This is a genomic window from Labrenzia sp. ATLA3 (assembly GCF_057180185.1).
In genome coordinates this window covers 481,508-502,904 of the sequence record NZ_JBXUKV010000006.1, presented here as the reverse complement: position 1 = coordinate 502,904, position 21,397 = coordinate 481,508, and the positions used below count along the sequence as shown (strand labels likewise).

General features: G+C 59.3%; 21 protein-coding genes. 6 read left to right on the top strand and 15 right to left on the bottom strand.

The features are described from left to right. Positions 1-82 precede the first annotated feature (82 nt). Positions 83-736: a PAQR family membrane homeostasis protein TrhA gene (gene trhA, locus AC2A6O_RS18975; protein ID WP_498929395.1), complete on the top strand. Its 654-nt coding sequence runs from the start codon at positions 83-85 to the stop codon at positions 734-736. Between the two features lie 66 nt (positions 737-802). Here the strand turns inward: trhA and AC2A6O_RS18970 are convergent, their stop codons facing one another. Beyond that, the gene (locus AC2A6O_RS18970) at positions 803-1,540 is read right to left on the bottom strand and encodes a L,D-transpeptidase (protein ID WP_498929393.1); all 738 of its coding nucleotides are present in this window, start codon (positions 1,538-1,540) and stop codon (positions 803-805) included. 149 nt (positions 1,541-1,689) lie between these two features. Here AC2A6O_RS18970 and AC2A6O_RS18965 point away from each other — a divergent pair, with 149 nt between their 5' ends. Together AC2A6O_RS18965 and AC2A6O_RS18960 are read left to right on the top strand one after the other, a co-directional pair. After that, complete coding sequence (locus AC2A6O_RS18965) at positions 1,690-2,757, top strand: dipeptidase (RefSeq protein ID WP_498929391.1); 1,068 nt, start codon at positions 1,690-1,692, stop codon at positions 2,755-2,757. A gap of 376 nt (positions 2,758-3,133) precedes the next feature. Further along, positions 3,134-3,901, top strand: a complete 768-nt coding sequence (locus AC2A6O_RS18960) for a GntR family transcriptional regulator (protein ID WP_498929389.1) — start codon at positions 3,134-3,136, stop codon at positions 3,899-3,901. A gap of 98 nt (positions 3,902-3,999) precedes the next feature. Here the strand turns inward: AC2A6O_RS18960 and AC2A6O_RS18955 are convergent, their stop codons facing one another. The 5 genes from AC2A6O_RS18955 to AC2A6O_RS18935 form a co-directional block, all read right to left on the bottom strand. Continuing rightward, complete coding sequence (locus AC2A6O_RS18955) at positions 4,000-5,625, bottom strand: ABC transporter ATP-binding protein (RefSeq protein WP_498929387.1); 1,626 nt, start codon at positions 5,623-5,625, stop codon at positions 4,000-4,002. A 10-nt stretch (positions 5,626-5,635) separates the two neighbouring features. Then, the gene (locus AC2A6O_RS18950; protein WP_162855032.1) at positions 5,636-6,811 is read right to left on the bottom strand and encodes an ABC transporter permease subunit; all 1,176 of its coding nucleotides are present in this window, start codon (positions 6,809-6,811) and stop codon (positions 5,636-5,638) included. Then, positions 6,777-7,700 (bottom strand): oligopeptide ABC transporter permease OppB, encoded by a 924-nt coding sequence (gene oppB, locus AC2A6O_RS18945; RefSeq protein ID WP_148584635.1) that lies wholly within the window; start codon positions 7,698-7,700, stop codon positions 6,777-6,779. The genes AC2A6O_RS18950 and oppB overlap by 35 nt, the downstream gene beginning before the upstream one ends. A 107-nt stretch (positions 7,701-7,807) precedes the next feature. Beyond that, positions 7,808-9,394 (bottom strand): peptide ABC transporter substrate-binding protein, encoded by a 1,587-nt coding sequence (locus tag AC2A6O_RS18940; RefSeq protein WP_148584636.1) that lies wholly within the window; start codon positions 9,392-9,394, stop codon positions 7,808-7,810. Positions 9,395-9,616: 222 nt separating this feature from the next. After that, positions 9,617-10,099 carry a BA14K family protein gene (locus tag AC2A6O_RS18935; protein ID WP_498929384.1) on the bottom strand — a complete coding sequence of 161 codons (483 nt, stop codon included), beginning with the start codon at positions 10,097-10,099 and terminating at the stop codon, positions 9,617-9,619. A gap of 203 nt (positions 10,100-10,302) precedes the next feature. On the opposite strand from AC2A6O_RS18935, the gene AC2A6O_RS18930 reads away from it, so the two are divergent. Together AC2A6O_RS18930 and AC2A6O_RS18925 are read left to right on the top strand one after the other, a co-directional pair. Beyond that, positions 10,303-12,114: an ABC-F family ATP-binding cassette domain-containing protein gene (locus AC2A6O_RS18930; RefSeq protein WP_498929382.1), complete on the top strand. Its 1,812-nt coding sequence runs from the start codon at positions 10,303-10,305 to the stop codon at positions 12,112-12,114. Between the two features lie 217 nt (positions 12,115-12,331). Then, positions 12,332-12,994, top strand: a complete 663-nt coding sequence (locus tag AC2A6O_RS18925; RefSeq protein ID WP_148584639.1) for an FAD-binding oxidoreductase — start codon at positions 12,332-12,334, stop codon at positions 12,992-12,994. 155 nt (positions 12,995-13,149) lie between these two features. On the opposite strand, the gene AC2A6O_RS18920 is transcribed toward AC2A6O_RS18925, so the two are convergent. From AC2A6O_RS18920 to AC2A6O_RS18905, 4 genes are all read right to left on the bottom strand, one after another. Next, positions 13,150-13,716, bottom strand: coding sequence for a GNAT family N-acetyltransferase (locus AC2A6O_RS18920; protein ID WP_498929380.1), 567 nt, complete (start codon positions 13,714-13,716; stop codon positions 13,150-13,152). Then, positions 13,713-14,267: a helix-turn-helix domain-containing protein gene (locus AC2A6O_RS18915; protein ID WP_498929378.1), complete on the bottom strand. Its 555-nt coding sequence runs from the start codon at positions 14,265-14,267 to the stop codon at positions 13,713-13,715. The genes AC2A6O_RS18920 and AC2A6O_RS18915 overlap by 4 nt, the downstream gene beginning before the upstream one ends. Positions 14,268-14,436: 169 nt before the next feature. Next, positions 14,437-15,699 carry a beta-ketoacyl-ACP synthase II gene (gene fabF / locus AC2A6O_RS18910; RefSeq protein ID WP_498929376.1) on the bottom strand — a complete coding sequence of 421 codons (1,263 nt, stop codon included), beginning with the start codon at positions 15,697-15,699 and terminating at the stop codon, positions 14,437-14,439. 100 nt (positions 15,700-15,799) lie between these two features. Continuing rightward, the gene (locus AC2A6O_RS18905) at positions 15,800-16,219 is read right to left on the bottom strand and encodes a MarR family winged helix-turn-helix transcriptional regulator (protein ID WP_498929374.1); all 420 of its coding nucleotides are present in this window, start codon (positions 16,217-16,219) and stop codon (positions 15,800-15,802) included. Positions 16,220-16,361: 142 nt separating this feature from the next. Here AC2A6O_RS18905 and AC2A6O_RS18900 point away from each other — a divergent pair, with 142 nt between their 5' ends. Further along, complete coding sequence (locus tag AC2A6O_RS18900; protein ID WP_498929372.1) at positions 16,362-16,925, top strand: HdeD family acid-resistance protein; 564 nt, start codon at positions 16,362-16,364, stop codon at positions 16,923-16,925. Between the two features lie 141 nt (positions 16,926-17,066). On the opposite strand, the gene AC2A6O_RS18895 is transcribed toward AC2A6O_RS18900, so the two are convergent. The 5 genes from AC2A6O_RS18895 to AC2A6O_RS18875 all read right to left on the bottom strand — a co-directional run bounded on the left by AC2A6O_RS18895 (position 17,067) and on the right by AC2A6O_RS18875 (position 21,340). Then, positions 17,067-17,804, bottom strand: a complete 738-nt coding sequence (locus tag AC2A6O_RS18895; RefSeq protein WP_498929370.1) for an anti-sigma factor — start codon at positions 17,802-17,804, stop codon at positions 17,067-17,069. Then, entirely contained in the window at positions 17,801-18,349 is a 549-nt protein-coding gene (locus AC2A6O_RS18890; RefSeq protein ID WP_498929472.1) for a sigma-70 family RNA polymerase sigma factor, read from the bottom strand. Before AC2A6O_RS18890 ends, AC2A6O_RS18895 begins: the two co-directional genes overlap by 4 nt. A gap of 231 nt (positions 18,350-18,580) precedes the next feature. Further along, positions 18,581-19,369 carry a DUF4394 domain-containing protein gene (locus tag AC2A6O_RS18885; protein WP_148584645.1) on the bottom strand — a complete coding sequence of 263 codons (789 nt, stop codon included), beginning with the start codon at positions 19,367-19,369 and terminating at the stop codon, positions 18,581-18,583. Positions 19,370-19,590: 221 nt separating this feature from the next. Beyond that, positions 19,591-20,295, bottom strand: coding sequence for a pseudouridine synthase (locus AC2A6O_RS18880; protein ID WP_498929368.1), 705 nt, complete (start codon positions 20,293-20,295; stop codon positions 19,591-19,593). Position 20,296: 1 nt separating this feature from the next. After that, entirely contained in the window at positions 20,297-21,340 is a 1,044-nt protein-coding gene (locus AC2A6O_RS18875) for a class I SAM-dependent methyltransferase (RefSeq protein ID WP_498929366.1), read from the bottom strand. Positions 21,341-21,397 lie beyond the last annotated feature (57 nt).

Genomic DNA, 21,397 nt, shown 5'->3' with positions numbered 1-21,397 from the left:
TTGCTTTGTCAAATTATCTGCACCTTCATTTGAGACGGTGCTGGTCAAGAAAGCTTCGTTCTAATCCTCAGAGGTAAGCTTGATGCCGACGCTCAGACCACAGACCTTTGCCGAATTCATCGCCGACGGCGCCGTTCATGTGATCGGCATCTGCCTGGGGCTGACGGCAACCGTCATCCTGGCGGCCACACTCTGGAATGCAGGTGATCCGGCGCGGCAAGTCACTGTCATGATCTATGCCGCCTGTCTGATGGCGATGCTGATCTGCTCCGCGCTCTACAATATGCTGGCGAGAGACAACAAGACCGGGATCTTGAGGCGGCTCGACCATACGGCCATCTTCCTCATGATCGCGGGCACCTATACGCCCCTGGCGGCGATGATTATCGGTGGCTGGACGGGCGGCGTGCTGCTGGCGGTGGTATGGACCGGCGCACTTGCGGGAGCCATCGTGAAACTGGCGCATCTGACCGGACTGGACCGCCTCACCGTTCCCATTTACCTCGCGCTCGGCTGGGTCGTCGTTTTTGCAATCAATCCGCTGATCGAAAAAGCGTCGGCCTTCGGATTCTACATGATCCTGGCTGGCGGGCTTCTCTATACGATCGGAACGGCGTTTTATGCCTGGAAGCGTCTGCCGTTCCAGAATGCGATCTGGCACGCCTTCGTGCTGGCCGCTGCCGTCTGTCATTTCACCGCCGTCTTTCACGACGTGGCACTGGCCAAGGCAGCCTGACGCCCGGCAACAAAAAAGGCGGCACCGAGTGGCATCGCCTTTTTCTTTTCAAAACATTCGAAGCGCTTAGGCGTCTGCGTTCGGATCCTTGCTAAGGACAATCACTTTCGTCTGAAGCGGCACCCGGCTGAACAGATCGATCACGTCCTGCTGCCACATGCGGATACAGCCTGAAGACACGCTTTTGCCGATGGAGTTCGGCTTGTTGGTTCCGTGAATACGGTAGAGCGTGTCCGTGGAGCCCTGCCACAGATCCATGGCGCGCGCGCCGAGCGGGTTCTTCAGCCCGGGCGGGTAGCCCTTTTCCCAATAGCGCTCCAGCGACGGTTTGCGTGCGATCATTTCGCGTGGAGGGCGCCAGATCGGGTGCGGACGCTTGACGCGGATCTTCGCTTCGCCCGACCAGGCAAACCCAGCCTTGCCAACGCCGATGCCGTAGCGCAGCGCCTTGCCGTTGCCGAGCGTCCAGTAAAGGAAGTTGTTATAGGGATCGACAATGATCGTTCCCGGCCGTTCGCGGGTCTTGTACTCCACGATCTGCCGCCAGTATTTCTGGTCGAAATTCTTGTAATTGATCGCCGGCCAGGTGAAATCACCATCGGGCAACGCTGCATAGGCAGCCGCATAGTCGAATTGCTCGTCCGGCAGATCGGCCTGGTCCGGCAGACCGACAAGCCCTGCGGATTGGCACCCGGCAAGGCCGGTTGCCGTCAACAGCAATCCGGCAGCAAGAAAGCCGCGCCGGTTGATCACGCCGGTTACTGGCGCGCGGTCAACGTCTAACGGCAAATTGGAACGCTTCATGAGACCTCCAGAAATTCTGGCTCCTTCTTGAGACAGGTTTTCAACAGTTGCAAGTCACATTCTCCGAACTGCCTTACATTCTTCAGATGAATCCTTAGATTAAATCCCTGCCGACAGTCTTCGGCTCACCCCTCACCCAAGGTCCTTCCGTGCAGACAAACGTTTCAAAGTCGCCCTTTCCCGTGTTCGATGGTCACAACGACACGCTTCTGAAACTCGAAATCGATGCCATGAAAGGCACCGAGCGCAGCTTTTTCGACAGATCAACGACTGGCCATATCGACATGGTGCGCGCGCAGGAAGCCGGATTTGCCGGTGGGCTTTTCGCCATGTTCGTGCCTTCCAACCCGGAACAGGACTTTACCCGGCCCTTCAATCCCAAGGATCCGGCGAACTATCAGCCAGTTCCCCAAAAGAACGCATATGATTTCACCAGACGGATGCTGGAACGCGCAGAACAGATCGAAGCGCAGTCGGAAGGCAATGTCGTCATTTGCCGGACGCCGGACGAGAACCGTACCGCCGTCGAAGCCGGCAAGATCGCCATCAGCCTTCATATCGAAGGCGCCGAAGCCATCGATACAAACCTATATGCGCTAGAAGAGCTATATGGCCGGGGTTTGCGCTCGCTCGGCCTGGTTTGGAGCCGTGAGAACGACTTCGGATACGGCGTTCCGATGGCGTATCCGGCCTCTCCTGACATAGGTCCGGGATTGACCGGTGCGGGCCGAGACCTCGTGCGCGCCTGCAACCAGCTCGGCGTCCTGCTCGACGTGTCGCACCTCAACGAAAAAGGCTTCTGGGACCTTGCACGCATCACCGATCTGCCAATCGTGGCCAGCCACTCCAACGTCCATGCGATCTGTGAAAGCAGCCGCAACCTGACAGACAAGCAACTTGACGCCATCAAGGAAAGCGGCGGTCTCGTCGGCATCAACTTCCACGTTGCCTTCCTTCGAAAGGACGGCGGACATTCACGCGATACGCCCCTTTCGGTTATTGCCGACCATGCAGCCTATCTTGTCGACCGCCTGGGGGAGGACAGCGTCGCCCTCGGCTCGGACTTTGACGGCTGCGTCCTGCCACGCGACATCGGCGACGTCACTGGCCTGGCACGGTTGATGGAAGAGTTCGACGCTCGCGGGTTCAATACGCAGGTTCTGGAAAAGATCGCGTGGAAGAACTGGATTTCGGCTCTGGAGAAAGCCTCTGCCTGATCGACGCCTCCCGCATTCGATCTGTCTTTGCGCCGCCGCCTCGCAAATTTGTTACCAAGCGTAAAGACTTATCGATTGCTTTTGGAGGCCTGCGGAGAAACAATGCATTTATTGTTATTTTGGCAACCGTCTGAATATCAGGTCCGGAACAGCACCTGAATTGCACACCCAGAGCCCGCTTTCACAGGTGGGAAAAGATGCAAACAGGTACTTGTATTCAGGCGATTGCGCGTAACTGGCACGTCCCATTGACCGTTCCTTCGCACAAGCGGATGATCGGCTGGAAAGAGAAACACAAGATTGCCGCTGGTGAGGAGACCGGCTGCAGTCCTTCTTTGTGTTGTCATTCAGACGCGATGCCGACGGGGGCAACAACGTGAATGTATTACTTACCGTGGACCGGCGTTCGGCAGTTCGCGGAGAGAACAGAGGCAAACGGGCACGCAAGTCCGATGCGGTCTACCAGGATCTGAAGCGACAGATCCTTACCGGCGAAATGACCTCCGAGAGCCCGATAACCGAACAATCCCTGGCCCAGGACTATGGTTGCTCGCAGAGCACAATCCGTGAAGCCCTCATGCTTCTCCAGGAATGCGGTCTTGTCGTGCGCCGCGGCTATCAGGGCACTTTCGTCACCGACCCAAGCCCGCTTGAAGCCCGCCTGATGCTGAAGATTCGCATCGATATTGAAACGACCGGTATCGTGGAAGCGGTCAAATATGTCACCACGGAGCAGCTAAGCGAGCTTCTGGAGCTTGATGATCAGTTCGAGGCCTGCCACGCCAAACGGGACGTGTTCGGCTGTGCCGAGATCGACCGCACCTTGCACCTGAAACTTTTCAGAATCGCCCGAATGCCGGTCCTGGAGCCAATGCTGATCAGGACCTTCATGATCCTGCAGCGGGTCATGTTCTCAGTAACGCGGTCCGAAGAGTCGTGGGCGGAACGCAATGTGACCCAGCACAGGACCATCGTCGAAGCATTGGGCGCGCATGATGTCGACGCGACGGTGAAGGCGCTGAGATGTCATATCCTGTCGAGTGCCGTCTACCTGGCCCCCCACATTTACGGCGCGGATATCTCGCAATTGCATGACCAGGTCAAAGCTCTGCCCGTCCAGGCACCCGGCCTTCAGGGGCGCTGAGAAGAAAGCGACATATTCGTATGTCCGTGAACGTTCAATCGCTTTCGATTGAACGTTCACTTGGCTAATCGTCTTTCCTGGTGTTCGGAAACCGCCGGTCAGGCGGTTTCCATCATCTGCTGCTGCGGCAGCAGCGCGGCGCCTATCAGCTCTTTCGTATAGTCGGACTTTGGCGCCTCGAAGATCGCATCAACCGTTCCCGCCTCAACCACCTTGCCCCGCTGCATGACCATCACCGTGTCGGAGAGCGCGCGCACCACCGCAAGGTCATGGCTGATGAACAGATAGGTCAAGCCGTGAGCTTTCTGCAAATCGCGCAGAAGTTCCACCACCTGCTTCTGGATTGTCCGGTCGAGAGCCGAGGTCGGCTCGTCCAGAACGACAAGTTCAGGCTTCAGAACCATTGTGCGGGCGATTGCAATGCGCTGACGCTGTCCACCCGAAAACTCGTGTGGATACCGATTGCGCATCGCTGGGTCGAGAGACACTTCCTCAAGTGCCTGGCAGGCGCGCTCGTCGCGCTGGCGGCCGTTGAGCGCAGGCTCATGCACCATCAGCCCTTCGGAAATGATCTGCCCGACGGTCATGCGCGGTGACAGCGAACCGAATGGATCCTGGAAAATAAGCTGCATGTCCTTGCGCAGGGCACGCATCTCCGCGCGGCTCTTGCCGGTGATCTGCTGTCCGTGGAAAACCACCCGGCCACCTGCCGGCAGAAGGTTCAGCACGGCACGGCCCAGGGTGGACTTGCCCGAGCCGCTTTCGCCGACGATGCCCAGTGTCTGCCCCTTGCGCAGCGAGAAACTGATGTTGTCGACGGCCCGCAGAACATGGCTCGGTTTCAGGAATCCGGAATCGAGTTCAAATTCAACCGAGACCTTCTGCGCTTCCAGAAGAACGGGCGTGCTGTCCGGCACCGGCAGCTTGTGCCCGGTCGGTTCCGCATCCAGCAGCATTCTGGTGTAGGCATGTGCGGGCTGATTGAAGATCTGCCCGGTTTCTCCGCTTTCCACCACCTCACCGGTCTTCATGACGTACACCCGGTCAGCAATGCGCCGGACGATGCCCAGATCGTGGGTGATGAAGATAACCGCCATGCCGAGCCGTTTTTGCAGATCCGCCAGAAGATCCAGGATCTGCGCCTGTGTGGTGACGTCGAGCGCGGTTGTCGGTTCGTCGGCAATCAGGACGTCAGGATCATTGGCAAGCGACATGGCGATCATCACGCGCTGACGCTGGCCACCCGACATCTCGTATGGGTAGGCATTGATCTTGCGTTCCGGCTCGGGAATGTTGACGAGCTTCAACAGGTCCAGAGCCTTTGCCTTGGCCGCCTTCCAGGACAATCCGCCATGCACCACCATAGGTTCGGCCAGTTGCCGGCCGATGGTGTAAAGCGGGTCTAGCGAGGTCATCGGCTCCTGAAAGATCATGGTGATCTTGGCGCCGCGGATCTTGTTGAGCTTGCCCGCCTGCAAGCCGAGAATATTCCGGCCTTCGTAGATTACCTCGCCGCGCGTATGCCCGTTGGATGCCAAAAGGCCCATGGCGGCCATCATGGTCTGGCTCTTGCCGGAGCCACTCTCCCCCACGATGGCGACGGTTTCTCCCGCCTGGACATGAATATCGACCCCCTGCACCGCGTTGATGGTGCCGGTCGCGGTTTCGAAGTCGACTTTCAGATCCTTGATGGAGAGGACCGTTTTCTTGGTTTCACTGGTCATGGTCTTCTCCTTACCGGTCCTTCGGGTCCAGGGCATCGCGCAGGCCGTCGCCGATGAAGTTCAGCGCGAACAGGGTCGATGTCAGGAAGATGGACGGGAAAACCAGCATCCAGGGTGCCCCTTGCAGGTTACGTGCACCTTCGGAAATCAGCACGCCCCAACTGGTCATCGGCTCCTGAATACCGAGCCCCAGGAAGGACAGGAAGCTTTCCAGCAGGATGACCTTCGGCACCAGGAGTGTCATGTAGACCACGACGGGACCGAGCGTGTTCGGAATGATGTGCCGACGCACGATACCGCCGTCGGCGACACCAAGCGCTTCGGCCGCCTGCACGTATTCCTGCCGCTTGATGGTCAGGGTCTGACCGCGCACGATACGGGCCATGTCGAGCCATTCCACCGCGCCAACGGCGATGAACATCAAGATGAAGTTCCGGCCGAAGAACACGACCAGCATGATCACGAAGAAGATGAAGGGCAGCGAATAGAGGATGTCGACAACACGCATCATCATCTGGTCAATGCGTCCGCCAAGATATCCGGAAGTTGCTCCGTAAAGAACGCCGATGGAGATCGCGACGACGGTTGCCAGAAGGCCGATGGTCAAAGACACGCGCCCTGCTATGAAGGTCCGTGTCATCATATCGCGGCCATTGGCGTCGGTGCCGAAGTAGAAATGCATGAAGTTGATGTCGGCCTTGACGGTTGCCGACTTGTTGTCGGCCGACATGTCCGAAAGCTCCGTGTTCTTGAACAGGTCGCTGCGGTCGAAATAGAGAACCGACCGGGGATCGATATCCCGTTTGGACGTCACCTTCGCGACAACCGTGTCGCCTTCGCGCTCGAAGGTCTCCACCGTCAGCCGCGCCCGTCTGGCGGACGACATGAAACCGGGTTCGACCTGCTCGGCCTTCGGATAGGCCTCTAGGCTGGCCGGCACCTTCACGTAGTCACGATAGACGGTGTCGTAGTGGTGGGCAGACAGGATCGGACCGAAGACAGAGATCAGGGCGATCGTCACGAGCACGATGATGGAGGCGACCGCCGCGCGGTTGGCGAGCAACCGGTCGCGTGCGTCGTCCCAAAGGGAACGCCCCTTTGCAGGCGCTCCGGTGGATGATGTGGCAGTGAGGGTCACAGTCGTCTCCTCCTCAATCGTAGCGCACACGCGGATCAAGCAGTGCATAGAGCAGATCCACGAGGAGGTTGAACAGGATGACAAAGCAGGCAACGACAACAACCGTGCCCATGACGAGCGTGTAATCGCGGTTTAGAGCGCCTTGCACGAAGTAGCGGCCAATGCCCGGGATACCAAAGATGGTTTCGATCACGACCGACCCGGTGAGCAGCGCCGCGGCGGCCGGGCCAAGATAGGAAACCACTGGCAGGATCGCCCCTCTGAGCGCGTGCACCACGACGATCATGTAGGAGGTCAGCCCATAGGCACGAGCCGTTCGGACATGGTTGGACCGAAGAGCTTCGATCATCGAACCGCGCGTGAGACGCGCCACAACGGCGATCTGCGGCAAGGCCAGGGTGACCACCGGCAGGACGCGGTTGACGAAAGCCCCGCCGTTCCATCCGCCGACCGGCAACCAGCCAAGCCAGACGCCGAGAAGCAGCGTCAGGATGGGCGCCACGACGAAGTTGGGGATCGTCACACCCAGCGTTGCCGCCGCCATAATCGAATAGTCCGCCGGCTTGTTCTGGCGGAGCGCCGCCGACACGCCAAGAATGCCGCCAACGATCAACGCCAGGCACAGCGCGGACAAGCCCAGCTGGATGGAGATGGGAAGACTTTCCGCGAACAACTCGTTGATCGTGAAATCACGGAAATAGAAGCTTGGACCGAAGTCCAGACGGGCCACGCTCTGCAGGTACAACAGGTACTGGTTCCACAGGGGCTCGTTGAGATGGTAGATCTTGTTGAGGTTCTCCATCACCTTTGCTTCCAGCGGGCGTTCCAGATCGAACGGTCCCCCCGGAGCAATGCGGATCAGGAAAAACGAAATCGTGACAATCAGAAATAGCGTCGGGATTGCGCCGAGCAATCGTCCGAGGACATAGCGGAGCATGGGCCTTGCCTCTGTCGTTAAACGGCGGTCTTTCGGTCAATCTTGATTGATTGATGCCGCCTTGCAAGAACCGGCAGGGAATCCCTGCCGGTCTCGATGTTGCCAGGTTACTCGGAGATGCTCATCCAGCGAGACGGATGGATGTTGAGGAGGTTATCCTCAAATCCTGCCACCTTGTCGGAGACCAGGTTCATGGACCCGTAGTACATCATCGGGATGAACGGCAGATCCCGCATGAAGATCTCTTCGGCCTGCTTCAGGATGTCCGCGCGCTTCTCCAGATCCACCGTGACGGCCGCTTCATCCATGAGCGCGTCGTACTCTGGATTGTTGTAGCGGGCATAGTTGAAGCCGTCGTTGTCGCTCTCGACCATGAACAGGAAGTTCTGCGGGTCGGAGTAGTCGCCGATCCAGCCGGCGCGGGCGACGTCAAAGTCCTGACGGTCACGCAGCATGGCGTAATGCGTCTTGGTATCGGTGTTGATCAGCTTCACGTTGACGCCAAGAGGCTTCCACATGTCGGCGACGGCGACGGCCGTGTTCTTGTGGTTTTCCGACGTGTTGTAGTTGATTGTCAGTTCGACCGGATTGTCCGGACCGTACCCGGCTTTCGTCAGCAGCTCGATCGCTTTTTCCTCGCGGTCGATCTGGGACATGTCCTTGTAGTCCGCATAGGCCGGCTCACCATAGTTGCCGATGCCCGGCGGCACGAAGGAATAGCCGGCAACCATCGTGGAGCCCCAGATTTCATCGGCCAAGAACTCCCGGTCGATCGCCATGGACAGAGCCTGGCGAACGTCCGGGTTCTTCAGGACTTCGTCTTCGTGGTTGAGAGCATAGTAGTAGGTGCCGAGATATGGAGCCACGTGGAACTGGTCGCCCAGGTTCTCACGCATGAAGGCAACCTGCTCGGTCGGTGCATCGTTGTTGGTATCCAGTTCACCGGCCTGGAACCGACGCAGAGCCGCGCCACGGTCTTCCGTCGGATAGAAGAAGACGGTGTCGATCTTGACCTGATCAGCGTCATGGAAATAAGGGTTCTTGACCGCTTTCACATGGGCGTTCGGGACGAACTCGGCCAGAGTGAAGGGGCCGTTGGTGACGATGTTTTCGGCCTTCACGAAATCGGAGCCGAATTTCTCGACAGAGGCCGGATGGACCGGAAGGCCGGTCTGGTGGCCCAGAAGATCAATGAAATACGGTGTCGGAGACTCCAGAGAAATCTCGAGCGTGTGATCGTCAAGCGCCTTCACGCCAAGATCTTCCGGCTTGGCTTCGCCCTTGTTGACCTTTTCCGCATTCAGGATCGGATACAGGACGTTGGCATATTTCGCGCCCGTTTCCGGGTTCATGATGCGCTGAAGCGAATAGACGAAATCACCGGCAACGACCGGATCGCCATTGGACCACTTGGCATCGTCGCGCAGGGTGAAGGTGTAGGTCTTGCCGTCGTCGGAAACCTCCCACTCGGACGCTACGCCCGGAATGATCTTGCCGTCGGCGCCATAGGCGACCAGACCTTCGTAGAGATCGCGCAGGATATGGGCTTCGTAGGTTGTGGAGGTCTTGTGCTGGTCCAGGGTTTCCGGATCGGCAGTGTTGCCGCGGTGGTAAACCACCTCTGCAACCGCAGTGAATGATGTAGCAGCCATCAAGGCAGCCGCAAGCGCTGTTACGCGCATGGACTTGAACATATCGCTCTCCCCTCTTGGGTTATAGTTGAAACAAATGGAACGATAGGGAACACGATTCCACGCCCTTTGCGCGCAATCAAGCGTACCCCAACGGCACATTCCAATCACAGCGACAAAAAGGCGATGTTTTTGCAGATTTTCGAACTTGGGCGGAATATTTTTTCCCGTTTTTACTGCGCAATCAAATATATCAACCTCATCACGCGCAACATTATTTCGTGCCTATCGGCAAAATCGGTATTTTCCGCTATGCGCCAGATACATGCCCGTATTGGGGTTGAAGGACTTGAATTTCCGCGCGCAGTAGGCGGTCCAGTCCGGGGTAAACGGAGCCAGACCGGTCTTGGTATAGGGGACACGCTGCGGCTGTCCGCGGTAGCGCGGTGGGTTCACATAAACCCGTGACCGGTAAGGATAGGCTCTCATGTCATAGGGGTGGTAATAATAAGGGGCGCCGTAAGGGCGATAGGGCGGGCCGTAGCGACCATAAGGTGCATAGAAAGCACCGCCGCGATACCCGCGATTTCCAAAACCGAAGCCGATGCCAACGCCATTGAAATAAATGCCGTCGGCCTGTGCAGACGTTGCACCGCTCAGGCTGCCGAATGCCCCTGCCGCACAGATTGCGGCGGCTGTGACACAGGTCAGGAACCACTTGCGCACATTGCTGCTGCGTTCACGGTTCGCCGGTTTCAGGTCAGACATGATGCTCTCTCCTGTCGGCGCACGTCTTGCGCCTGTTGGTCGCCCCTGTCCACGTGCCAGCAAGAATACCCCATTTTCGCAGTGAAATCTCTCTGATCCCGATCAAAAATACAGGACGTTCTTTCCGGGCCGCTTGCGCGGCAAACGCGTGGCCAGTAAACCGGGCGCCGATCCGACATTCCGACCGGGAAAACAAAACCCTCATGGCTCCACCGCTGCTGACACTTCGCGACGTTCATCTGACCTTTGGCGGCACACCTCTGCTGACCGGCGCAGAGCTTTCCGTTTCCGAAGGGGAACGCATGTGCCTGGTCGGCCGCAACGGCTCGGGCAAGTCGACCCTGTTGAAGATCGCCGCCGGCATGGTGGAGATGGACAAGGGCGAGCGTTTCTTCCAGCCCGGGCGCACCGTGCGCTATCTGCCGCAGGACCCGGACCTGTCCGCCTATGCGTCCACGCTGGACTACGTCAACGAGGGGTTGACGGAGGGCGACGATCCCTATCGCGGCGCCTATCTTCTGGAAGTTCTCGGCCTTACAGGCTCTGAAGATCCAAAGTCCCTTTCAGGCGGCGAAGCCCGCAGGGCCGCCCTCGCCCGGACACTTGCGCCGGAGCCCGATATCCTGCTGCTCGACGAACCGACCAACCACCTGGACCTTCCCGCCATTGAATGGCTGGAACAAGAGCTGAAGAGCCTCAAGTCCGCTCTGGTGCTGATTTCCCACGACCGTCGCTTCCTGGAGAACCTGTCGCGCACCACTGTCTGGATCGATCGCGGCGTCGCACGTCGGCTCGACAAGGGGTTCGCCCACTTCGAGGCCTGGCGCGACGAGGTGTTCGAGCAGGAAGAGGTTGACCAGCAGAAGCTGGCGCAGAAGATCAAGCGCGAAGAACACTGGATGACCTACGGCGTCACGGCCCGGCGCAAGCGCAACATGCGCCGGGTGCGCGAGCTGGCGGACCTGCGCAAGCAGAAGCGCGAGCATCGCGGCCCCCAGGGCACTGCCAAGCTCGCGGCAGCGGATGCCGAAGTCTCGGGCAAACTGGTGATTGAGGCCAAGGGCATCTCCAAGACTTATGGCGAGCGCGCCATCGTCAATGACTTCTCCACCCGCATCCAGCGCGGCGACCGGGTAGGCTTTGTTGGCCCGAATGGCGCGGGCAAGACGACACTTTTGAAGATGCTGACCGGCGAGCTGGTCCCGGACACGGGCACGACGCGTCTCGGCACCAACCTGGAAATGGTCACGCTCGACCAGAAGCGCGAGAACCTCAATCTCAACGACACGCTGTCTTCCGTGCTGACTGGCGGTCGCGGCGATACCGTGGTGATCGGCGACGAGACCAAACATGTCATGTCCTACATGAAGGACTTCCTGTTTTCGCCGGAACAGGCGCGCACGCCGGTGGGTGTGCTGTCGGGCGGTGAGCGCGCTCGCGCCATGCTCGCCCGCGCATTGGCCAACAAGTCGAACCTGATGGTGCTCGACGAACCGACCAACGATCTCGACCTGGAAACGCTCGACCTGCTGCAGGAGCTGCTGGCCGACTATCCCGGCACCGCACTGATCGTCTCGCACGACCGCGACTTCCTTGACCGGGTGGCGACGTCCGTGATCGTTTCGGAAGGCGAAGGCCTGTGGCGGGAATACGCCGGTGGCTATACCGACATGCTGGCCCAGCGGGGCGAAGGTGTGACGGCCCGCAAGGTCGACAAGGCCGCACCGGCAAAGAAGGAAAAACCTTCCGGTACAGAGGTTTCGTCGCAGAAGCCTCAGGCAAAATCGAAACTGAGCTTCACCCAGCAGCACCTCCTGAAAACCCTGCCGGACACGATCGAGAAACTTGAAGCGCGTCTCGAAAAGCTTCAGGCGGAAATGAACGACCCGCAGCTTTATGTGAAGAACCCTGACAAGTTTGCCAAGATCTCCCAACAAATCACTGATCTCACAGAGGAAAAAGACTCTGCGGAAGAGCAGTGGCTGGAGCTGGAAATGCTGAACGAGGCAAGCTAGCCAGACAGGTTAGCCGCTCATCTTCAGAAATTGATTCAAGTTCTCACCTGGGCTGAAGCGGAAGCGAACCGCCGCTTCAGAGAGATGAAAGCGAGTGATCGGCCGTCTGCCGCATGCGCCCTCGAACGGCCGGCGCGGATGATGAGGCAGTCTGTTCCGGACGGAACCCACCGCCCCCTTGTCGCGTTTCCTCCATGAACAAGAAGGAGACGCACAAATGCACAAGGCGACCATTCTCAAAATCGAACAGGTCACGCACGACGTGAAACGCTTCCGTCTTGTCGAGCCAGACGGATTCGACTTCAAGGCCGGTGACGCCACAGAGATTGCCGTCGATGAAGACGGCTGGCGGGAAGAGACACGGCCCTTCACCATGACCTCGCTGCCGGAAGAGCGCACGCTTGAGTTCACCATCAAGGGCTACCCCGATCGTGACGGTGTCACAGAGCGCCTTCACAATTTGAAGGAAGGCGACACCGTACTGATCGCTCAGCCGTTCGAGACATTCCGCTACGACGAGCCCGGCGTGTTCATTGCCGGCGGCGCCGGCATCACACCGTTCCTTGCGATTTTCCGGGATCTGGAAAAGAAGGGCAAGCTGGACGGCAACCAGCTTATCTTCGCCAACAAGACCTCGGACGACATCATCTATCGTCAGGAACTGGAGGCGATGGAAGGCCTGAAGGTGGAGCACATCCTGTCGGATGAAGATACCGCAGGCAGTCACCATGGCATGGTTGATGCCAGCATGATCAAAGACCTGGTGCCGGATCTCGACCGTCACTTCTACCTGTGCGGACCGCCGCCCATGATGGAAGCTGTTCAGGACGTCCTCGAGAACATGGGTGTCAAACCCAATTCGGTGGAGTTCAGCGAGTAAGCAGGACTGTCACATAGGTCCTCGGCTGATCCGCCGTCACTGCGGTCAGCTTGAGAGTACCTAAAAGGAGACCCGGGCTCACCGAGCCCGGGTCTTTGCTGTTTTTCAAAGGCTGTCATCCGGCGGGCATTTGCGCCACAGACGGAAACGCCGCCTTACCGCAAATCCTTGTAGAAGACAGTCGTTGCGTCCAGATGGCCATGGCTGTTGTAGGCGTAATCGGGAATGACGCCTGCCTTTTGGTATCCGCAGGTGGGATAAAGCTTTTCCGCCCTGTCTCCGGTAACCGTATCCAGCACCAGCATCCAGCGGTTCACCGACAAGGCGAGCCCATCGACGGCAGCCATCAGCTTTCTGGCAAAACCCTTGCGGCGGTGGTCCGGATGAACCATCAGTTTGGCGACATCCGCCCGATGGGGCTGATTGTCTGCCCCGACCTTCACCAGCATCACGACTCCGGCAACCTCCGGGCCCTGACGGGCAACGAGCAGAAAGGCCTCGCCGCTCTCGATGGCAGGCAGCTTACTGGTCCAGAACGCTTCGGCCTTTTCCAGTGACATCGGCAGTATAAAGCCGATGCCCGCGCCATCTTCGACACAGGCTTTCAGGAGTTGCCCCAGAGCAGAAAGGGACCTGCGAACTTCGCCCGCAGACATCAGAAAGACCGGGGCTTCGGGTTCGAAGGGCTGAGGCTGCGTTGAAGTCGTTACGGGAAGCGTCATGGCGTGATCACCGTCAGGAAATAGCGTGCCGGCACCTTGCCGGACGCATGATAGCTGTTGGGAGAATTGAGGCGAAACCGGAGCGCGTCGCCGGGGTCCAGATCATAAGTGTCGGGACCAATGACAAGCCGCAGACTGCCCTCCAGAAGCACAAGTTGGTGCTCCAGATCCGGCACCGGTGGCGCGGCATAGGCAACGGTGGCACCGGGAGGAATGCAGCCTTCGATCATCGCCCCGAGGTAACCACTGGCGGCGGGTGTCAGCGTGCGCCGGGTGTAACCTGTCTCCGGATCCGTCCAGATGGCCTGGGCTTCCCGGGGGACAAGGCGTTCGACTGTTGAGGAAGCCGGGCCGAAGAGTTCGGCCATGGAGAGCCCGAATGCGGCGGCAAGCTTGCCAAGCACACTTGCTGTCGGGCTGGTATCGCCGCGCTCGATCCGCGACAGGGTCGCCCGGCTGATGCCGGTGCGTTCGGCCAGCTCTTCCAGCGGCCAGTTTCTGGACCGGCGCAGCTCGGTCAGCCGCCTAGCCAGTTCTTTATCAAGGTTCATCACCACAAATCCCATAAACGAGAATTTTCTCATATATGGGATTTGGGATTTTTCAAAGCTCAAAAAACGAGCGGTCCATTCGACCAGGGGCATGCCGATGTTCGAAAGTCCTGCCTTGCCGCTCAGGCGACAAGTTCGGTTTCCGTATCAAAATGCCCCTTGACCAAGCCTACACTCTGGAGAACACCGCGCTTGCATTCACACCGCCGAATCCAAACCCGTTGGTGAGGATGTGGTTGACGTCGCGAGCAATGGCCTTGCCGGGGATCATTTCGAACCGGCTCATGGCCTCGTCGGCAGCTTCCAGATTACGGGACGGCGGCAGCAGGCCGCTCATCAGCGCCTTCACGCAGGCAATCGCTTCTACGGCACCAGCGGCTCCCAGCAAGTGCCCGAACATCGACTTGGATGACGACACCGCCAGGTCCTTGCCACGATTTTCGAACAGGGTTGTCAGGGCTGCGATCTCGGCGGCATCGCCGACAGGTGTCGACGTGGAGTGTGCATTGACGTAGCCGATTTCACCGGCCGAGAGATTGGCCGTCGACAAGGCCTGCCGCATGGCCCGAAGCCCCCCCTCACCGTCCGGCGAAGACGCGGTGACATGATAGGCGTCAGCGCTGGTGCCATAACCGGCCAGCTCGGCCAGGATCGTCGCACCACGAGCCTTCGCATGGTCGTACTCTTCCAGGATCAGCGCGCCGGCGCCCTCCCCCATGATGAAACCGTCGCGGTCCTGGTCAAACGGCCTGGACGCATGGGCGGGATCGTCGTTGCGTTTGGACGACATGGCCTTTGCGGCACAGAAACCGGCATAAGACACCCTGTCGATACAGGCTTCGGACCCGCCGGCCACCATCACGTCGGCTTCTCCCGAACGGATGATGCGGGCGGCATCGCCAAGGGCCTGCAAGGAGGCGGCGCAGGCTGTCACCGGCGCGCCAATCGGACCTTTGAGGCCGTGACGGATAGAGACCTGCCCTGCGGCAAGGTTCGCCAGGAATGAAGGCACCAGAAAGGGTGAGGCGCGGCGCGGGCCTTTTTCGTCCACCAGCCGCGTTCCGGCAGTCATGGCCGGAAACCCGCCGACCCCAGTCGCGATGATCGTACCGGTACGTTCCTTGTCCTTGTCGGACTTCGGCTCCCAACCGGCATGGGCAAGCGCTTCCTGAACCGCCCCCATGGCGAAGTGGATGAACCGATCCGAGCGGCGCTGTTCGCGCGGATCCATCACCGCGTCGACATCAAAGCCGTGTTCGTCTTCTGCCTTGGAGGGAACCTCGCCCGCGATCTGGCAGGCCAGATCGCCTGCATCGAAGTGAGTGATCCTGCGGATGCCGTTTTCCCCTTTCGTCACCCGGTTCCAGAAAGCGTCCACCCCGGTGCCCAGCGGGGAAACGATCCCCAGTCCCGTTACGACCACACGCCGCATGTCTTACCTCATATTGTTTTGCCAGCGCCCCCGCCCCGGCAGTTAAGATGTGTAGAGGCGGTGTGCCAGTCCGCCCGAATTGGAAGCCCGTGCCGTCCGGCTAAAGCTCTGACAGCCGTTTCAGGGTGTTGATGGCGCGCAGAAACTCATCACTCCCCAGATGATCCTTCACGTCGGCCTGCGCCCGCCGCCACAGCGGCAGAATCCTGTTCAACAGGTCTACGCCTTTTGGCGTCAGCCGGTATTGTTTGCTGCGGCCGTCAGGGACGAGTTGCGATGCGACCAGTCCCTTGCGCTCAACAAGTGCCACGTTGCGAACCAGCGTTGTCCGCTCCATGGACAGTTGCTCCGCCAGTTCCGCCGTCGTCGCGCCTTCGTATTTGTGGACCGACACAAGCACGGAAAACTGGCCGGGTGTCATGTCGACCTGCCGTGCCAGCTTGTCGTAATGCCGGCTGACAGCGCGCGCAGCCTTGCGGGCGTTGTCCAAGACGCAGAGTGAGAAGTCATCCTCTTCCATTCGCGCTATGTGTGCATATACACATTAAAAGTCAAGTCACAGTCCCGATGTCCCCCTCGGGCGCAATTTGCGATCAGGATATTGCGTTTATTTGCAAAGGGGTTACGGTCGGCAAAGGCAACCGGAGCGTGAGGAGGTCAAAATGACAGATACGGTTCAGGCTGTAGAGAACATAAAAAGAAAGATCCAGGACAACTGGGGCTGGTTTCTGGCGCTTGGCATTGCGCTGGTCATAGGTGGCGTGATCCTGATCGCCGCGCCTTTGGCAACCTCGGTTGCCGTCACGATTCTGATTGCAGCTGTGCTTTTCATCGGCGGCCTGGTTCAGATCTACCATGCCTTCAAGACGCACGGCACGGCCAGTTTCCTCTGGAACCTGATCACCGGCATCATCGCTGTGGTCGGTGGCATCGTGATTTACGTGAACCCGCTGGCGGGAACGCTCGCGCTGACAGTGGTCATCGCGGCGATCTTCGTGGCACAGGGTATCAGCCAGATTCTGCTGGCGTTCAAACTGAAGCCGCATGAAGGCTGGGTCTGGGTGCTGATCGCCGGGCTGGTGTCCCTTGCTGCGGGCGTCATGATCTGGCTGGAGCTGCCGAGTTCCGCGGCCTGGGCGCTTGGACTGCTGGCAGGCATTTCGGTGATGCTCAACGGCTGGAGCTACATCGCCATCGCCCTTGCGGCAAAGGCTTCCAAATCCTGACTTTGCAATTTTCGCAAACAATCGACACCCGGCAAAACCCATTTGCCGGGTGTTTTTGTAAGGTCACGTCAGGGACCGGGCACTCGTCGATAAAGCCTATGCCCCAGCACATGCCACCCCCTGCCCCTTACGGGCCGAAGATCACCTTGGCTCTCTAGCAAGGCCCTTGCCGAGGATCGGACCTGTGGGCAAGCCGGTTGGAGACCCACCGGGCTGTTCGAAGGTGATCTCATAAAGCTGGTCAGGCTTCGGCACCGGCAAACCTGCAGCTTGCAGGATCGTTTGTTTCGGTTCGTCGAAGATGCCGAGAGAAACGGGTGGTCCATCCGGGTCCGGTTTGGTCCAGAGTTGCAGGATCGTGCCTGCCGGAACATCGGTCTCGCCCAGCAGCGTGACCTCGGTCGCATTGTTCTCGGCCCCCTCGATCATCGCAACCGGCTGACCGGCGTCGTTGACGAGAACGGCGATCACTTGCGGTTCGATCGTCGTCATCAGGTTCCAGACGAGCGCAATGGCCAAAACCAGACTTGCCGCGAGGCTGGCTGCCGCGGTCCACACGAGGGATCTGCTGCGTTTTTCTCTCTCGGCCTTAAGATCCACCGGTGCATCGGCAGGGCTCTCTTTCACCTCGGGCGCGACAAGGCTCTCTTCCACGGCATCAAGACGCTTTTCAACGCGGTGCCAAAGGCTGTCGGGCACGGCTTCACGGGGCGTCGCTGCGTCCAAGGCGGCGAACCGCTGACGGGCAAGTTCCACGAGAACGGCCAATTCCGGCTCCTTCATCAGGCGCTCTTCCACTTCGCGCTGTTCTTCCGGATCGCACAGGCCAATGACGAATTCGTCGGCAAGTTCGGCAAGGTCTCGGCGGGATGTTTTCATGACATGCACTCCCGCAGGGATGACAGACCACGGCGCACCCACGCCTTTACGGTTCCCAGAGGAGCCGACAGCCGCCCGGCAATCTCGCCGTGGGTGTAGCCCCAGATATAGGACATCAGCACCGCACTGCGCTTTTCGGTTTCCAGCCGCCCAAGACACCGGCGCAACTCGCTGTCATGGCCCAGCATTTCCCAGGCGTCGTTCAGGTCGCTGCCATCGATCTGGCGTTCCAGCTTGTCGTCATCGGTTGCTGTTTCCCGGGCTCCGTCCCGGAGCATGTTCAAGGTCCTGTTTCGCAGAACCGCATAGATCCAGGCACGACCGGATCCCTTGGCAGGATCAAACTGGGAAGCCTTGCGCCAGATCAGAACCAACGCATCCTGAAGCGCGTCTTCGGCAAGGTCCTGTCGGCGCAGCATGCGCTTGGCAATGCCCAGCATCTTGGGGCCTTCCAGTTCCAGGATTTGCCGCAGGGCCTTCCGGTCCTTGCGTGCACAGGCGGACAGAAGGGCCGCATGGTTCACTTCGCTTGCGCTTTCCGGCATGTCCAGCACGTTGATCTCACTTGTTCAATCTCATCGGTCTCCTGACTGCTACGCATCAACAGCGTTGCCGGACCATATGCCGTAAAAGGACCGGAGCAGCCCGGGGTGGGTGGTCCAGGCTGCTCCGGCAAATGGCCTTGCGACCCAGGTGGGGTGGGTCTGCAAGGCCGAGAGCATCTTGCTTTATTGTTCGGGTTGAAGATGCTCCGTTAGCTTGTTTTCAGACAGGCGTTACATCGCCGTCATGAAGGTGATGTCGCGCAGCGGCCATTCCAGACCAACCAGTTCCCAGCTTCCTGTGACCTTGCCCGTTTCCAGCGAAACGGTGTGCAACCACGTGCCGGTTGCGAGCCAGGCCTTGTTGTTGCCTTCCGCATCTGTGGCGACATCGAAAGCGTAGGTTTCAGCAGGATCAACACCCAGCTTGCCGACAGCCGCAAGCGTGCCGTCGTTCGGCGACGTCTGCCGGATAACCGCGCCGATGGTTGCGTCGATGTCATACATCGCCGTCGTTTCCGGCTGGCCATAGGAATTGATGTAGGCGGCAGCAACGATGTTCGGCGCCTCACCGGCATGCATGTCCTTTTCCTCAAAGGCCAGGCTGCCGTCGACGGTCACCTTGCCGCTTTCGATGTCGACGCGGTGGTTGGTCAGCCCGGTCATGAAACGCAGTTTGTTGGCCTTGGGATTGAAATCGACGACGACCGGCTGCCCGTCCTTCAGCGGCAGCATCTTGTCCATTTTGGAAATGACCGTTGCCGCGCCGGTCTTGGGATCAATCTCGACAATTTCGTGTGCGGCGCTGACACCAATCAGCTGTCCCGTTGCAGGCCGCAGATCAATGCCGAGCAGGCTGTCGACACCGGAGACTTCCATCGTGTCGGTGATTTTTCCGGAATTGCTGTCGATGACCACCAGGGTCTTTTCACCGGCAAGACCGATCGCAGGGGTCGCATGAGCAGCGCCAGCGGCCAAAACAAGGGCGGATGCGCTCAGAAGCGTACGTGCAAGAAGGGGCATTTCAGATCTCCGTCTTTCAAAGGCAGGAGGCATCGAATTGGCCTCACATTCCGGGAACACGGCAGATCGAATTTTGGATGCAGCAGGAAAAATCTTTTTTAGAGAATTTTCAGCGGTCAGCGATCAGATCACCTGTAAGTATCTGGTTTTAAATATCTTAAGAGTGACAATCCGGACTCAAGAATTCCTTATGCAGTCCACGAAAACGCGCGTCCGTGACCTCATTCGCCTTCGAAGATGCGCGTCTTTTCCTCTTCGGACAGCACTTTCCACTGCCCCTCTTCAACACCGTCTAGACCAAGACCGCCGATGTGGCTGCGGGTCAGATCGGTGACATGGTTGCCCGTCGCGGCGAACATGCGGCGAATCTGATGATACCGGCCTTCATGCAGGGTGAGCCGGGCATGGGTCTCGTCAACCACCTGAAGGTCCGCCGGCTTCAGCGGCTTGTCCTCGCTTTCCAGCATCATGTCGCCGGAGGCGAACAGCGCCGCTTCGTCGCCCTTCATCGGACGGTCGAGCGTCACCTCGTAAACCTTGGGAACTTCAGACTTGGGCGAGATGACGCGGTGTAGGAACGTTCCGTCATCGGTAAACAGCAGCGCGCCGGATGTTTCCTTGTCGAGCCGGCCAATGGTGGACAGCACAGGCTTGCGCATGCGGAACCGGCCCGGCAACAGATCGTAAACCAGCCGCCCCTGATCCTTGATGGAACAGGTGTAGCCAAGCGGCTTGTTCATCAGGATGACCACACCATGGGCGGGGTCGAGCGGCTCATCGTCGAAGAGAATGTCCTCGTGAGCGGTCTTGGCATCGGCCTTCAGCCTGTTGCCCTCACGGTCGGTGACCCAACCGTTGCGGATGGCGACCTGCATTTCCTTCCGGCTGCCATAGCCGAGATTGGCGAGCAGTTTCACAAGACGCATCTTATCGTGCTCCCTTGCCCTTGACGGCACGGATTACCTTGTAACCGCCCTCGTCGGCGAGCTGTTTCACGTCAGCGAAGACTTCGCCCAGCGTATGCTCGTAGGGAAGATGCCGATTGGCCACCATGAAGAATTCACCGCCCGGCCGAAGTCCGCGGGCAGCGGCGCGGATGAAGCCCTGACCGACATCAGCGCGATCAGCCTTGCCGGCCTGGTGGAACGGTGGATTGGAAACGATGAAGTCGTAAGGCCCTTCGATGCCCTGGGTCACATCCGACCAGATGCCGTTCATCGTTCTGAGGCCCTTGAAGGCAGCCAGGTTCTTTTCGGCAAGATCCAGCGCACGCTTTTCCGCTTCGTACAGATCCATCGACGTGACCTTGGGGGCTTTCTCGAAGACGGCACGGGTCAGATACCCGAAGCCCGCTCCAAGATCCGCACCCCTGCCCTTGAGCGTTGCCGGCAGTTGCTCGGCCAGAAGTCTGGAAGCCGGGTCGATCCGGTCCCAGGCGAAAATGCCCGGCCGGCTGACGAAAGCACCGTCCAGCACGGGCCGCGGCGCATCGAGCGCCTGCCATTCGGCGAGAAGTGCACTGTTCTGGCTGCCATCGGACAATTCACACCAGACGACGCGGCACTTGTTCTTGGTCATTTTTTCAGCGCTGCCCAGAAGATCCTGAAGATCGCTTTCCAGCGTCTTCGCACCTTCGGTGTTGGGCGCGCAGGCAATAACGAGGCCGCCGGGACGTGTCTTGGAAACCGCACGGGCAAGCTGTGCTCTTGCTTCCTGCCGCTGACGACCGGGCAGAACGAAAACAGCGTCAAAGCCGTCCTCCTGCGTTTCCGCTTCGGCCTTCAGCCCAGCCTTTTGCAGCGCGTTCCGGTCTGGTGCAAAGCTCTGTTCGCAAACCAGATCCGCGTCCGCAAGCGCTGCCAGCGAACGCCCAGCCCTGGCGCGCAGGAACAGGACGCGGCTCTTTTCGGCAAGCTCTATGGCCCCGGTTTCAAGAGGCAAGAGAAGGGTATCGAGCGCGGGATCGGACATGGAGGTCTTTCAGACGGGTTTCAGCTGACGCGCTCATACCGCCAGAATGGCCAGACG